Consider the following 14,270-nt stretch of genomic DNA (forward strand, 5'->3'; position numbering starts at 1 on the left):
TATATATTTTTATAATAAAATGTGAAAATTGTAATATTTTAAAAATAAAAAGGTAGTGATTAAAAATTTTAATCACTACCTTTTTATTTTACACCCACTAAAATTTATTTAAAACTTTCCTCTACGGCAACTGCAATTGCAACTGTAGCTCCAACCATAGGATTATTTCCCATACCTATAAGTCCCATCATTTCAACATGAGCTGGTACAGATGAAGATCCAGCAAACTGTGCATCAGAATGCATTCTTCCCATAGTATCAGTCATACCATAAGATGCCGGTCCAGCACCCATATTATCAGGATGAAGAGTTCTTCCTGTTCCTCCTCCTGAAGCTACTGAAAAATATTTTTTACCCCCTTGGTAGCATTCCTTTTTATAAGTTCCTGCTACTGGATGTTGGAATCTTGTTGGATTAGTTGAGTTACCAGTTATAGATACATCCACTCCCTCATGGTGCATAATTGCAACTCCTTCTCTAACATCATCGCATCCATAACATTTTACTTTACTTCTTTCACCCTTTGAAAAAGCCTTCTCTTTTACTACTTTTAATTCACCTGTATAATAATCAAACTCAGTTTGTACATATGTAAATCCATTTATTCTTGATATTATATATGCAGCATCTTTTCCAAGTCCGTTTAATATAACTCTTAAATCTTCTTTTCTTACTTTATTAGCTTTTTCAGCTATTTTTATAGCCCCTTCAGCTGCTGCAAAAGACTCGTGTCCTGCTAAAAATGCAAAACATTTAGTTTCATCTCTTAAAAGCATTCCACCTAAGTTTCCATGTCCTAGACCAACTTTTCTATCATCTGCAACAGAACCTGGAATACAAAACGCTTGTAATCCTTCTCCTATTGATTCTGCCGCTTCTGCTGCTTTTTTGCACTCTTTTTTTATAGCTATAGCTGCCCCTAACGTATATGCCCAGCATGCATTTTCAAAAGCTATGTTTTGAGTATCTTTAACTATTTGATAAGGATCAAATCCTTTTGATTTACAAAGTTCTCTACATTCTTCTATAGAATTAATTCCGTATTTTTCTAATACTGGAGTTATTTGATTTATTCTTCTTTCATAACTTTCAAATAAAGCCATTATAGTTCACCTTCCTTATTATTTATTCATGTCTTGGGTCAACAAATTTAGCACCTTCATCAAATCTACCATAATTAGACTTAGCTTTTTCTAGGGCTTCATTTGCTTCAATTCCCTTAGCCACCATTTCCATCATTTTTCCTAGGTGAACATATTCATATCCTATTATTTCGTTATCTTCATCTAATGCTAATTTAGTAATATATCCTTCTGCTATCTCTAAATATCTAGGTCCTTTTTCAAGACTTCCATACATAGTTCCAACTTGACTTCTAAGTCCTTTTCCAAGGTCTTCAAGTCCAGCTCCTACAGGCAATCCACCTTCTGAAAACGCAGTTTGGCTTCTCCCATATACTATTTGTAAAAATAATTCTCTCATAGCAGTATTTATAGCATCGCATACTAAGTCTGTATTTAATGCTTCTAGTATAGTTTTTCCTGGAAGAATTTCAGACGCCATTGCTGCTGAGTGTGTCATACCTGAACATCCTATTGTTTCAACTAAGGCTTCTTGAATTATACCCTCTTTAACATTTAATGTTAGTTTACATGCACCTTGTTGAGGGGCACACCATCCTACCCCATGTGTTAATCCTGATATATCTGTAATTTGAGTTGCTTTTACCCATTTACCTTCTTCTGGTATTGGAGCTGGTCCATGGTTTGGTCCTTTGTTTATTTTACACATATTTGTGATTTCTGTTGTGTAAATCATAAGAAATCTCCTTCCTCGGTGTAATTTTTCTCTTGTTATAAATCATCTACATCTTGTATTGGTCTAGTCGCTTCTCCTTTAGGACATCCTGTATAGTGTCCATCTGGGTCTGACTTGCTAGTACTTTCACTTAATACAGAGTTTACAACAGAGTTAATTCTTTTCTCTTTTTTTTGTAAGTTTTTACTTTTAATATTTTTTTTGATATTATTTTCCTTCATATTAAATCACCTCATACTTAGGATTTCCATACAAACTAAATATTAAAAGTAAAATTTTTGAAAATTTATTATGAATTTATTATATGACTATGTTAAAATTAAATCAATATTAGATATATAATACCTAATATTCTTATTTTTCTTACTTTTCTTATTTAACCTTTGTAACAAATCAAAAGCAACACTATATTTTAAATAGTGTTGCTCTTAATTAATACATTTTATTTATTAGCATTCGCAATTATCATTGTGACTACACTTATTTACATGACTACAATCGTGATTGCACTCATGATTACATCCATGATTTTCATTTAAACATGGTTTATATCCATAGTCCGCCATATTACACCCAAAATCTTCTTTGTAACAATCTTTATAGCATTTTACACTTGCTTCCATACAGTTTTTAGCTTCATTCATTAAAGATTCACCTTGTTTAGCTAATCTTCTATATTCTTCCCATAAGCAATTTGCTCTTGCACATTCTTCTAGTGCTTGTTGTTTTAAACAATCAGCTCTTTGTTCTGCTTGTTTAGCTTGCTGAGCAACTTTACTAGCTTTGTTTATCATACAGTTAGCTTGTTCACATTTTTCATGAGCTAATTGTTGGTACTTACTACACTCACTACAGTCATTTAAGCATTCCTCATTACAACCTGGATTACATTTATTAAACTTATTTTTGTAGTTACATGTCATAAAATTATTCACCCTTTTTATGTTATTAAATGCGATATATAAATATCAACATCTTAATAATATATATGCATGTTTTCTACAAAATGTTATACAAATAATCATTTTTTTATATTTATTTTCATAAAATCATCTAATCTTCAATTGTATTTTCTTTACTAGGATAAATATTTTCTCCCTCTTTTATGTTTTTATTATTTGAAGATTTGATTATTTTATCTTTTTCTCCCACACCTTCAGTTATTACCGCAAATTCATTATTCGTCTCACCTGTTTTAACTTCTTGTTTATATACAATTCCATCTATAACCTTATATACAAATCTCTTTTCATCCTGTTGTAACAATGAAGTATATGGAACTTTTATAGGATTATTAAGCACTTCTATAGTAGTTTGAACATGAAATCCATTTTTGATATTTTTTAAATCTTGATTTTCTAAAAAATTAACCTTTATATCATAGTAAGATAGACTTTGTTTTGAATCCTTCTTAGATGCAATTTTATCAACTGATGGTCTCTCTCCTATAAAAGTAACTTTTCCTTTTACCTTTTCTTTAGTGGAGTTTACCATTACTTGTACTTCTTGGTTTAAATTTATCTTTGATAAATCTTGTTCACTGGCTTGTCCTTTTACATAAAGATCTTCAGAGTCTAACGTCATAATTGGAGCAGGTTCATTTTCACTGCTATTTTGATGAGTTAAATATACCTTACCTGCAAAAGGAGCTTCTACTGAGTAACTAGCTTTATCTTCAATTGTTTTTATCTTATCATTTAATTTAGTTATTTCTTCCTCAATGCTTTTTTTTAAAATTTCATCTTGAATAACTTTTAGTTGATCTTCTTTCATTGTTACTTGTTCTTTTAAATTATCAATTTCTGGAGAAATATTTTCATTTTTATAAGTAAATAATACCTGCCCTTGATCAACCTTTTGCCCATCTTCTACTGCTATATTTTCTATGTCTCCTTTACTAGGTTCAGCAAAAAAATCTTTTGACTTTCCTGGCATAACCTTTCCATCTATAATAATCTTTTCTTTTTCCGGAACAGTGTATATTTCAGGAATTTGAGCTGTTTCATTTACATTACTCATATTATTTTTTATTTTAATTCCTAAAAAAACCACCATAAAAACAGCTATTAATACCACTCCACCTATAATAGCTTTCTTTTTATTTAGATTTATGCTTTTTTTCAAAGAAATCCCCCCAAAGTATATTTTGTCTTTTATATGTTTATTATATAGTAGTTTGGTATAATTTGTCATTCAAATTGTGCTCTAAATTAGGTTACAAGTTTTTAACTTTAAACACAAAAAATGAGGATAAAATCCTCATTAATTTATAAGCTCTGTATTTTCAACTCTCCATTTGATTAAGTTTATATATAGCCAAAATCCATATATCCCAAAAGTTATTATAGTAAGTATCCACCACTTTATATAATGTACAAATAAATCAGTTCCACTTCCTACAAACTGTAATCTTTTCCCATCTATTGTAGTGTTATCTATTTCCCATCTATACTTAATGCACATTGCCCATGGAGTTGCTATTCCTATTGTAAAAAAAATTATAATTGCTGCTAAAATATTAACTCCTATAAAACCTAAAATATTACCTTCAAATCTTGATTTCATCTAATTTTCCTCCTTCGTTGTCTATGTCTATATTATATACTTATGTGAAATTATAGTCTATAAACTAAACTTTAAATTAATCTTAATTAAATCTTAAATTTAAATTTTTTTATGAATTATCTAAATTAACTCTATTTTTTACTTGTCTATATTTAATGGTATAATTCTTTTATACAAATTTACATAATTTAATTTAGGAGGTTTTCATGAAAGTAAAAACTATTTCGCCATTTACGATATTATTATCTTCTATATCTGTATTTATATTTGGAATAGTAGCTCTTTTTAATATAAGATTTATAAGTAATTTAACTTTAAATATGATATCAATATATCTTTTAATTATAGGAGTTTTACATATACTATCTTATATATTTAATAGAAAAAATACGATGTTAGGCAAGCTTAGTTTAGGTATATTGTATATAATACTTTCACTATCTATAAAGTTTTATCCTGAATTTTTTAGGATTTCAGCAATTAGAATAATAGGTATCTATGCATTTTTAAACACTACATACTCATATGGAACTTATGACAGTAGCTCTAATAAGTTATTTACACTTGTAAGTGATGGTGTTTTAATTGAAGTTGAAACTGATAAATATATCGAAATTTTGAATGCGCAATTTAATAGATCATTAATTGGTTTTACATTAGCTTTAACTAAAGCTCAACATGAGTTAATAAAAAATAGAATAAATAAAATTAAATCTAATTGTTATTTGTGGAAATGTCCAGCTCAACTCAGTCCAAATGAATATTATCCAGATGAGACAAATATAATGTATCTTGAGGCAAATTGTAAGTACTATAAATTTAAATCTGGATATTTTAAAACTTATTTTACTTTAACTGCAAATTGTGTTAGATTAGCTGATACAATTGTAGGTTCAGCTGGCCTGGATTTAATAGCAGTTAATGGAATCATAACTCCTGGAACATATTATAATTACTTAGAAAATTTATTTAGAAGAAAAAACACTATTGTAATAGAAAAGAAAATTTATAAAAAATATACAAATAATTAAATATAAATTTATAATTAACATTATCAGTAGAAGTATAGATGCAATAATAATTCTAGAGTATCCATTATCTTCTTTTTTATAGATTTAATATTAGCAGGATTTGCTATTAATGTTTTTAATGTTTTTATATTTAAATAGCAGCAAACCAACATACCAATTAATCCTACATATATATGATGAGTAAACTCTTTTGGGAAAATTAAAACTACAGTTAAATAACTGCTTATAAGAAAATAACTTAATATAAAATCTACTTTTAAATTTTTATGTTATTAATATTACTTACTTTTACTTTAATGTCAAATATTTATATCACTATGTTATATAAGTTATCCATAAAAATTAATTAAGTATAATTTTCTTAAGCATAAAAAAATCGATTGCAATAAAGCAATCGATTTTTATTTTATTGTTCCTCAATTATTCCATACCCTAATCCATGTCTTTTATATACAGTGTTTATTTTATCAGTTTCTGAATTTCTAAACATATAGAAATCATGTCCTAGCAATTCCATTTGAAGTATTGCTTCTTCACTACTCATAGGTTTTATTGAAAACTTTTTAACTCTTTCTATGTGAATATCTTTTTCATCTATATTACTTTCAAAATTATAATCTTCTATGTTTTCAAATCTTATACTTTGATGACTATTTTTTCTATTTTTTGATCTAGTTTTATACTTTCTAAGTTGTTTATATAACTTATCATAAACTCCATCTATAGCTGAGTATAAATCTTTTTGACCTTCTTCTGCTCTTATTATAGGTCCTTTTATTGGTAATACAGTTACTTCAACTGTTTGTTTTTCTTTTTCAGTGCTTATAGTAACTTTTACATCTGTATCTACGTTTAGGTACTGTTGTAATTTCTCCATCTCACTCTCAATCTTAGCGTTGATGCTTTCTGTTGGATTTATATTTTTACCGATTACTCTTATATTCATAAGTAGTACCTCCTTGTATAAACAATTGTTAAATACTTAATCTTTTGTAAGGTTTTATATTTAACTTACCTTAATTCTATAGCAACTTCTTCCAGATTTCCATTCTATATTTTATATTTTTTTCGTGGTATAATATTAATTGTGGGGTATTTTACCAAATGCAAAAAGAGCTATCTTAAAAAGACAGCTCTTTCTTTATTATATTGAAACAGTAGCAGCTATTTTTTCTTCTGGAGACCCTTCGTATTTAGCTAACCACACTTTTCTTTCTAATTTTAATTTATTTGCAATTTTATCATATTCTTCTTTAGTGTAATAATTTCTTGGATTATATTTATTTATATCTATTCCATCTACTTTTGAAGGAACCATATAACCCCATTCTTCATCTTCTACCCAATCTATGTTATCTCTTGCTATTTCTTTCATTATAGTAGTAGATACTTTGATAGTTAATTTTTCACCATCAAAATCACCTTTAGCTCCTACACTTCCTGTATTTAGTATGAAACATTCCATATCAGGGTTGTTTTGTAATATTTCTCTAAGTTTTATACCTTCTTCTATTTCAGGTCCCATTATAAATGGATTTGTTCCAACACATCTTTTTGATTGACCTGCTTTTGTTGGGTCCCCTGCTGAAGTTTCTATAGACTCTCCTAACATAAATGTATCTAAAGCTTGTTTTGGATCTAACTTAACTACAGGCGGTACTACATCTTTTCTTCTAGTTATAAATATTATCTTATTTGCCTTTTCTAAATTAACAGTGTCATCTGTTGTATCTATTTCTTCTCTTAATATAACGCCTCTACCATTTGAAGTTAAACTTGTATCATAAAAATCTACTTTTCCATCTTCATAAACTTTAATATTCTCCAATGCTGCATTTTCACTAGTAGCGGCTTTGTATAAAACACTTTGTTGTTCTGGATTTAATCCTTCAGTTTTTATATAAAATCCATTTTCAGTTCCTACGCAATATCCTTTTTCATCCATGAATACAACGTCATCTTGTCTTACTATAGCTTTTTCTTCTCCAGTTAATTCATGATCATGTATAGTTAATGTTGTTTTTCCTGTTCCACTTAGTCCAAACATTATGAAACCAACATCTTTTAATTTTTTGTTTTTATCATATACTCTAAGGACTTTACTACCTGCATGGAATCCTAATCCTCCAGCTTGTTTTACCTTATACATAGCCATTCTTAAGAAAGATTTTTTAGATTCTCCAAAGTAGTCACTTCCTAGTATAAACGTAACTCCACTTTCTGGGTATGCAAACATTATTCTTTCTGGCCATTCTGGAACATATATACTTACTAAATCTGGATTTTCACTATCAGTTGGATTAAATAATGTATTGTTCCACATGTGAGCTATTCTTGCATATTTTTTAGATATATATAATCTACAGTTATATGAAAATTTATCGCTCATACCCATTTTTCTATCTACTCTTATCATTTCTTTATCTTTTATATATTCAAATACTTTAGCTGCAATTTCATCAGCTTTAGCTTTACTTATTTCTTGTTGATCTACGCCAGTTTTTATTTCATCCACTATATAAGTATTTTTAGCACTTCTACTTCTAACTTCACTTATATAACTAGCACTTTTAAACTCTGTTGTTTTTTCCATATCTTTTGCTAAATCTCTTAATTCTTTTCTAGTTGGATTTACTATAACCTTTCCAAATAACCCATCATTTATATTATTTATACTAAACATACGTCCCCTCCACCTTTAATTAGTGTATCTTTTTTACATTATTAGTATATCATTTTTTCCAAAAATGTCTACTAATTTTACGTATTTTTTATATTCTTTCATACAATTTATTTTCTAACTATTATTTTACATAAAAAAAGAGCCCATTCCTTAATAGACCCTTTACATATTAATACCTTAATTTTAAATAGTTAAACTAGGAACCATCATAAATATGGTTAAAAATAGTCCTATACACCCTATAATAAACAAAACCCTAATATAAGCTCTCGTTTCCATTATTATCCTCCCTAATTCATCAGTGGCTGTACAATATCATTTGGAATTGTAAATTCAACTAATCCCATGTACCCTGGTGCTACTTCGTATTTATCAAAGCAAATAACAAGCTCTCCATCTTTGTTTATATAAAAATCTTGATTCTTATTTATAGATTTAAAATTTTCATCTCCCATTTCTTTATCATCTAACCAATATATTTTATTTTCATCTTGCTTCATTTGATTTTTCATTTGCTCTTTTATATTATCGCTTATAGCATCTATATATTTGTCATTTTTAAACATACCTTCTAGTGTTAATATAACCTGATTTTTCTTGTCTATATTATAGAATTTTCTTGTAGTGTTAGAAGAACCTTGTGCTTCATAATTGTATATTACTAAAGATAGTATTTTATCATTATCCGTTTTAACTTCATACCATGATTCTGCTGCTTTATGACCTGCTGAGTTAGAATCTTTTAAAGATTTAACCTCTTGTAGATATTGATCGTATAATTTTTTACCTTCCGATTCAAATTCTTTATTTAATTTATACTCTAAATCTTTATTATCTAAACCTTCAATTTTTGGTACTTTTATAGATGCCTCGTATCCATCTTCTTTTATTTGATAATTAGAAAAGTTTATTATCTTTATTACACTGCCTATTACAGGTATTTCTTCTAAGCTTTGTGCAAATGATTTATTTATATTAACTGCTCCTATAACAACACATACAGATGCTACAGCTACTATCCATTTTTTATTAAACCTCTTATTTATGTGTTTTGAATTTATAGCATCATTTACAACTTCATTTAAATTTTCAGGTATTTTTATATCATTATAATTTTGTTTTAATTTTTTTATTTTATCTATATCCTTCATAAACTTCACTCCTTAATAATCTTCTGTTTTTATTTTCATCTTAAGTCTTCTAAGTCCAGTATAAAGTTTAGTTTTTATTGTATTTGTATTTTGTGATAGTACATTTGCTATCTCATCTATTTTCATATCTTCAAAGTATCTTAAAACTATAATAACTCTATATTCTTCTGGCAGTTTTTCTAATGCTCTTTGAAGATCTATATCCGTATATGTGTCATTTGAATTGCGTTCATCAAATAACAACTCTTCTTCTAAAGTTACATACTTACTATTTTTTCTTATGTAGTCTATAGAACTATTTATTAAAATTTTATAAAACCATGGTTTAATAGCTTCTTCATCTTTAAGAGAATCTAATTTTGAAAGTGCTTTGCATATAGAATCATGTACTATATCTAATGCATCATCTTGATTTTTTACATAACTATATGCTATCTTGTAAAAACCTTCTTGATTGTTTACTATATAGTCTTTAACTTTCTTTTCTTTAATTTTTTTATTTGAGCTCAATAATTTCATCTAAATCTATAGACCTCCTTTCACCTTACATATATATAGACGCTTTATACATACTAAAAAGTTTTAATTTTTTTAATTTAATATATAATTTGTTATTTAGCTTAGTTTTCATCAATAAAAAATTTGCTTCCTTGAGCGACTACGTCTGGGAACCACTTTATGTCGCCAACGACTCCGTCCGTTGCGTAAAAAAAGTATCATTATGTAATGATACTCTAAAAACTTCACTTTCATTTTTAATAGTTTTTCTAATTTTAATTTATAATATGCTAAGCGCTTTTTCTAAATCACATATTAAGTCATTATAATTTTCTAATCCTATAGAAAGTCTTATGCTTCCTAAACTAATTCCCATAGCATCAAACTTGTCCGGAGTCATCTCTTTTAAATAACTTATAGCCGGAGCATAAACTAAGCTTTCAAATCCTCCCCAACTTACGCCTATGTAAAAATACTCTAATCTATTTACAAATCCTTTTATCTTATCAAGGTCTTTACAATCTAAATCTATAGCCATTAGTCCTGTATATCCATCCATTTGTTTTTTTCCTAATTCATATTGCTCAAAACTTTTAATTCCTGGATAATATACTTTTTTTACTTTTGGATGACTTTCTAAAAATTTTGCAACTTGTAGTGCATTTTCTTGATGTTTAGCTAATCTTATAGGCAATGTCCTTAAACTTCTCATTATTAACCATGCTTCGAATGGAGCTATTTTCCCACCATACAAAGCATGTTCCTTTTCAAATATATCTTTTATATCTTTTTTACTCCCTATTACAACTCCTGCTACTATATCACTGTGTCCTCCTATATATTTAGAACAAGAATGAACCTCTAAATCTATTCCCATTTTTAAAGGTTTTTGATATATAGGTGTGGCCCAAGTGTTATCTATAATAGTTTTTATATTATGTTCTTTTGCAAGTTTTGAAATTTCATTTATATCTTGTAAACTAAAGACTACACTTGAAGGGCTTTCTAGGTATATTAAACAAGTATTTTCTTTTATATTTTCCCTAAACTCATTTATGTCTTTTCCTGATATGTATGTAATTTCTATATTCATTTTTTCTTTTAAATAACTCCCCATGAAGTTATTCGCAGGTCCATATATATTTTTTAATGTAATTATATGTCCATTTGGTTTTACAAAGTGCATAATGGCAGAAGATATGGCCGCCATTCCTGATGTAAATAGCTTTGCTTTTTCTCCACCTGCCAATTTAGATAGCTTTTCTTCAACAATTGATACAGTAGGATTTTTTCCTCTTGTATATATGCAATTATTTACAGGATCATCGAAAGCTTTATCTATAGAATCCCAGTCCTCAAAAGTAAATAAACTATTTTGATAGATAGGTGGTACTACTGCTCCTTCATAATCTTTTTTATCCTCACCATAGTGCAAAAGCATAGTTTCATAGTAATTACTTTCTCTCATAAAACCCCTCCTAAACAAACTTATTTATAAAGTTTGATGCATTTATGTGCATATCCTTTTAAAAAATTAAAAATAGCTGTATTTAGTCCATTTTATACTAAATACAGCTATTTTTATATTATATATCGCTATTTAAAATTTGTCTTGGCCATGATAATAAATCTTTTTTAGCTATTTTAAGCCATTTTTCCTCTGGGAAATGTAAATCACAGAAGTAATTATGATAATTAGCTGTCCAAACATACTTATCCCAAACTACTATATTTGTTTTATGCTTGTTTAATAGTTCTTCAAGCTTCTTTTTATGTCTAAACAATAGCTCTTGTTGAACTCTCTCAAATTCATATTCATTACTACACTCTGTGTAATATTTAAATATAGTATTTAAGTAATTTAAAAACCACTGCCCATCACTATCTATAAGTATCTTATTTTTTTGTGGAGCTACATCATAATAGTTTATATATTTTTGTAGCCTTTTTACAGTCTTATCATCTAATACTATCCTTGGATAACAAGATACCTTACTTTCTGTATTATGTGCATCAAGAAGAGCTGGGCCAAATACTATATCATCATTTATATAAAAATCTCCAACGCTAACTCCGCCTCTTACAAATAAACCTTCTAAAGATAAGTTAAACTGATACTCTGATACATTTTCTAATATCTCATCTAATTCTTCTTCTCCATCTCCATTTATAGGATATGCAACAACCATATTATCAGTAAATATTTTAATCTTTCCTTTACTATATTTATTAGGGATTATGCATTGTTTATTTTTATTTATAAGATAATTGATTTCTTTAAGTAGTTTATCTCCATATCCTTCTTCACAAGAATCTACTATCATTTGAGAAAATCCAAGTATGTCTATTGCACATACCATAGAGTTCACTAAACTCGGGTTATCCTTATCATATATTTTTACACTCATTTACACACATCCTTAAATACTAAATTATAGTTTCAATTTATTATACAATAATTTTAAATTTTCTAAAACTATTTACAAAAAATTTGCTTTGCTTGAGATACTTCAACCGTTGCTAAAGTACAATCTATTGTTCTAACTAGGTTTAATAAATTATCAACAATTCCTTAGTGTGTGTAATTTTATTAAGCGTAGAAAAAGGAGAGTAATCACCTCTCCTTTTTTATCTATCCTACAACTTTTTCGTTTTTACTTTCTTTTAAACTATGTTTTCTCTCATACACTGTAAACAATACAAATCCTATCAATGCAAATACTAATGGTCCACCTACCATAGTTAATGTATCACTTACTCTTGCAGGAGAATCCATTAAAGGTTCTATTATAGTAAATACATTAGCAAATCCTACTATTCCAGTTACTATTATAGCTGATATAGTAGCACTAGCTTGAGTTTTAAACACAACATATTCCTTTGGTATTTCTCCCTTTAATTGCTTTTTCTTAAATGCTGGGAATGCTGCTGATAAGAACATATATGTTATGGTCATTGCAACATTTGTCATTAAAGTTAATATTGTAAAGAATTGTTTTGCATTACTTCCGCCAAAAGATACTAATAAAATAATACATATTACTATAATAGCTTGAACTTTCATAGCATTTACAGGCATACCATTTTTCAATTCTCCTAATTTACCAGGCCATAACTCTTTTGGTGCTCCTTGTATTAAAGTTTTAAGCGGAGAATAAGTTAATGTAAAGAATGCTCCTGTTAATGCTAAGAACATTGAAAGTCCAACAAATCTAGCAATCCAAGCTCCCATTGTTAAAGATATACTTTCAGATAATCCAAACCCTATACCCATTTTATATCCTAAGTTTGCCATTAATACATATGTAGCGTTTGCCATATTTACATTTTCTCCAGATAATACTTCACTCCAGTTCGTAAACATACCACATGCAAATATACCTATTGCATATCCTACAGAAATAACTACTGCAGATATTGCAAGGCCTTTAGGGAAAGTTTTTTCAGCATTTTCAGTTTGATCAACAAGTCCTCCTAAAACTTCTAGCCCTCCAAATGCAAATACTGCAAATGTTAAGAATGATAAAACAGGTATAAATCCTTGGTAATCAGGACTTGGTGATACAGTAAAGGATTGAGCTACATTACTTATCGGTTGTGCTAATTCTCCTGTTAAAACAACTACTAAAACTCCTCCAACAAGTAATACTATATTAAGTAATGCAACAGCTGTTCCACCTATAGAAGTTATTTTACTTATTTTATCAACACCTTTAGCCCCTATAAATGTAACAACGGCTATCCATATTACCCCTAATATCCCTAAAGTTTGAACTGATGTTAATCCAAATAAACTCCAACTTCCTGTAACATCTGTTCCAAATATAGCATTTGACAATGGTATCCATAAACTTGAAGAAACACTCACCATCCAAATTACATAAGAAGCATACCACATAAATGTACCTATAAAAGCATACTTAGCTCCTACAGATTTTTCCATCCATGAATACATACCTCCACTTTCTTTTTTAAATGCAGACCCATATTCCGCCATCATAAATGCATATGGAATAAAAAATAGTACAGCACTTAATACGTACCATGGTATAGCTGCGTAGCCCATTAGGTAAAATGCTCTTGGCATATTACTAAATCCAAATACTGATGTAAATATCATAAGTATTAATGGTACTAGCGTAAGCTTTTTAACATTATTATTGCTTGGTTGTGACATGTAAATCCCCCTTAAATATGTTTTCTTTATTTTTGACAAATTAATAACACTTATGTCATTAGTTTATCAGCCCCTTATTTATTGTTAGATTATCATCATTATTTTTGCTTTTCAATAGATTTTAGTTTTGTTTAAATATTGTAATTTTTTCTACTATTCTAAAAAATACGACATTTGAAAATGTTTCTTTAAAACATTTATATCCCAAATTTCGTTATTTTTTATTGTTTTCGACTATATATTGAGTGATTTTAATAAAAAACTAGTGTTTTTTTCATTTTTCTACATATTTCTATTATACTTTTCATAAAATTATATTTTTTATTTAAATTTATCATGTTCAAATT

Annotated in this window: 14 protein-coding genes; 1 reads left to right on the forward strand and 13 read right to left on the reverse strand. The window is 28.1% G+C overall.

The genetic code is table 11. The features are described from left to right. Positions 1–104: 104 nt before the first annotated feature. From VN21_RS16015 to VN21_RS16040, 6 genes are all read right to left on the reverse strand, one after another. Positions 105–1,103, reverse strand: a complete 999-nt coding sequence (locus tag VN21_RS16015; protein ID WP_046824143.1) for a GGGtGRT protein — start codon at positions 1,101–1,103, stop codon at positions 105–107. Positions 1,104–1,125: 22 nt separating this feature from the next. Next, complete coding sequence (locus tag VN21_RS16020) at positions 1,126–1,818, reverse strand: iron-sulfur cluster assembly scaffold protein (RefSeq protein ID WP_046824144.1); 693 nt, start codon at positions 1,816–1,818, stop codon at positions 1,126–1,128. Positions 1,819–1,853: 35 nt separating this feature from the next. Beyond that, on the reverse strand, positions 1,854–2,039 hold the full coding sequence (locus VN21_RS16025; protein ID WP_046824145.1) for a hypothetical protein: 186 nt from the start codon (positions 2,037–2,039) through the stop codon (positions 1,854–1,856). Between the two features lie 228 nt (positions 2,040–2,267). Then, positions 2,268–2,741 carry a hypothetical protein gene (locus VN21_RS16030; RefSeq protein ID WP_046824146.1) on the reverse strand — a complete coding sequence of 158 codons (474 nt, stop codon included), beginning with the start codon at positions 2,739–2,741 and terminating at the stop codon, positions 2,268–2,270. Between the two features lie 130 nt (positions 2,742–2,871). Next, complete coding sequence (locus VN21_RS16035; protein WP_046824147.1) at positions 2,872–3,942, reverse strand: efflux RND transporter periplasmic adaptor subunit; 1,071 nt, start codon at positions 3,940–3,942, stop codon at positions 2,872–2,874. A 138-nt stretch (positions 3,943–4,080) separates the two neighbouring features. Then, positions 4,081–4,383, reverse strand: a complete 303-nt coding sequence (locus tag VN21_RS16040) for a YjgN family protein (protein WP_046824148.1) — start codon at positions 4,381–4,383, stop codon at positions 4,081–4,083. Between the two features lie 206 nt (positions 4,384–4,589). On the opposite strand from VN21_RS16040, the gene VN21_RS18025 reads away from it, so the two are divergent. Continuing rightward, positions 4,590–5,414: a DUF308 domain-containing protein gene (locus VN21_RS18025; protein ID WP_052952122.1), complete on the forward strand. Its 825-nt coding sequence runs from the start codon at positions 4,590–4,592 to the stop codon at positions 5,412–5,414. Positions 5,415–5,820: 406 nt separating this feature from the next. On the opposite strand, the gene hpf is transcribed toward VN21_RS18025, so the two are convergent. From hpf to yjeM, 7 genes are all read right to left on the reverse strand, one after another. Beyond that, a complete protein-coding gene (hpf, locus tag VN21_RS16050; protein WP_046824149.1) occupies positions 5,821–6,360 on the reverse strand; it encodes a ribosome hibernation-promoting factor, HPF/YfiA family in 540 nt (179 codons plus the stop codon). 198 nt (positions 6,361–6,558) lie between these two features. Further along, complete coding sequence (locus tag VN21_RS16055; protein ID WP_052952123.1) at positions 6,559–8,097, reverse strand: phosphoenolpyruvate carboxykinase (ATP); 1,539 nt, start codon at positions 8,095–8,097, stop codon at positions 6,559–6,561. Positions 8,098–8,387: 290 nt separating this feature from the next. Further along, positions 8,388–9,248 (reverse strand): anti-sigma-V factor rsiV, encoded by an 861-nt coding sequence (locus VN21_RS16060; RefSeq protein WP_046824150.1) that lies wholly within the window; start codon positions 9,246–9,248, stop codon positions 8,388–8,390. Between the two features lie 12 nt (positions 9,249–9,260). Continuing rightward, positions 9,261–9,767 (reverse strand): RNA polymerase sigma factor, encoded by a 507-nt coding sequence (locus VN21_RS16065; RefSeq protein WP_046824151.1) that lies wholly within the window; start codon positions 9,765–9,767, stop codon positions 9,261–9,263. Between the two features lie 259 nt (positions 9,768–10,026). Then, positions 10,027–11,214 (reverse strand): trans-sulfuration enzyme family protein, encoded by a 1,188-nt coding sequence (locus VN21_RS16070; protein ID WP_046824152.1) that lies wholly within the window; start codon positions 11,212–11,214, stop codon positions 10,027–10,029. Positions 11,215–11,332: 118 nt separating this feature from the next. Beyond that, positions 11,333–12,154: a hypothetical protein gene (locus VN21_RS16075; RefSeq protein WP_046824153.1), complete on the reverse strand. Its 822-nt coding sequence runs from the start codon at positions 12,152–12,154 to the stop codon at positions 11,333–11,335. Positions 12,155–12,378: 224 nt separating this feature from the next. Next, positions 12,379–13,923, reverse strand: a complete 1,545-nt coding sequence (yjeM, locus tag VN21_RS16080; protein WP_046824154.1) for a glutamate/gamma-aminobutyrate family transporter YjeM — start codon at positions 13,921–13,923, stop codon at positions 12,379–12,381. Between the last annotated feature and the right edge of the window lie 347 nt (positions 13,924–14,270).

Origin of the sequence: Paraclostridium benzoelyticum (assembly GCF_001006285.1) — a bacterium.
GTDB classification, from domain to species: Bacteria; Bacillota; Clostridia; order Peptostreptococcales; family Peptostreptococcaceae; genus Paraclostridium; species Paraclostridium benzoelyticum.

Coding starts and splice junctions, on each gene's coding strand:
- VN21_RS16040 (WP_046824148.1), bottom strand. CDS start 4,383: ATGAAATCAAGATTTGAAGGTAATATTTTAGGTTTTATAGGAGTTAAT.
- yjeM (WP_046824154.1), bottom strand. CDS start 13,923: ATGTCACAACCAAGCAATAATAATGTTAAAAAGCTTACGCTAGTACCA.
- VN21_RS16020 (WP_046824144.1), bottom strand. CDS start 1,818: ATGATTTACACAACAGAAATCACAAATATGTGTAAAATAAACAAAGGA.
- VN21_RS18025 (WP_052952122.1), top strand. CDS start 4,590: ATGAAAGTAAAAACTATTTCGCCATTTACGATATTATTATCTTCTATA.
- VN21_RS16075 (WP_046824153.1), bottom strand. CDS start 12,154: ATGAGTGTAAAAATATATGATAAGGATAACCCGAGTTTAGTGAACTCT.
- VN21_RS16015 (WP_046824143.1), bottom strand. CDS start 1,103: ATGGCTTTATTTGAAAGTTATGAAAGAAGAATAAATCAAATAACTCCA.
- hpf (WP_046824149.1), bottom strand. CDS start 6,360: ATGAATATAAGAGTAATCGGTAAAAATATAAATCCAACAGAAAGCATC.
- VN21_RS16055 (WP_052952123.1), bottom strand. CDS start 8,097: ATGTTTAGTATAAATAATATAAATGATGGGTTATTTGGAAAGGTTATA.
- VN21_RS16025 (WP_046824145.1), bottom strand. CDS start 2,039: ATGAAGGAAAATAATATCAAAAAAAATATTAAAAGTAAAAACTTACAA.
- VN21_RS16060 (WP_046824150.1), bottom strand. CDS start 9,248: ATGAAGGATATAGATAAAATAAAAAAATTAAAACAAAATTATAATGAT.
- VN21_RS16070 (WP_046824152.1), bottom strand. CDS start 11,214: ATGAGAGAAAGTAATTACTATGAAACTATGCTTTTGCACTATGGTGAG.
- VN21_RS16030 (WP_046824146.1), bottom strand. CDS start 2,741: ATGACATGTAACTACAAAAATAAGTTTAATAAATGTAATCCAGGTTGT.
- VN21_RS16065 (WP_046824151.1), bottom strand. CDS start 9,767: ATGAAATTATTGAGCTCAAATAAAAAAATTAAAGAAAAGAAAGTTAAA.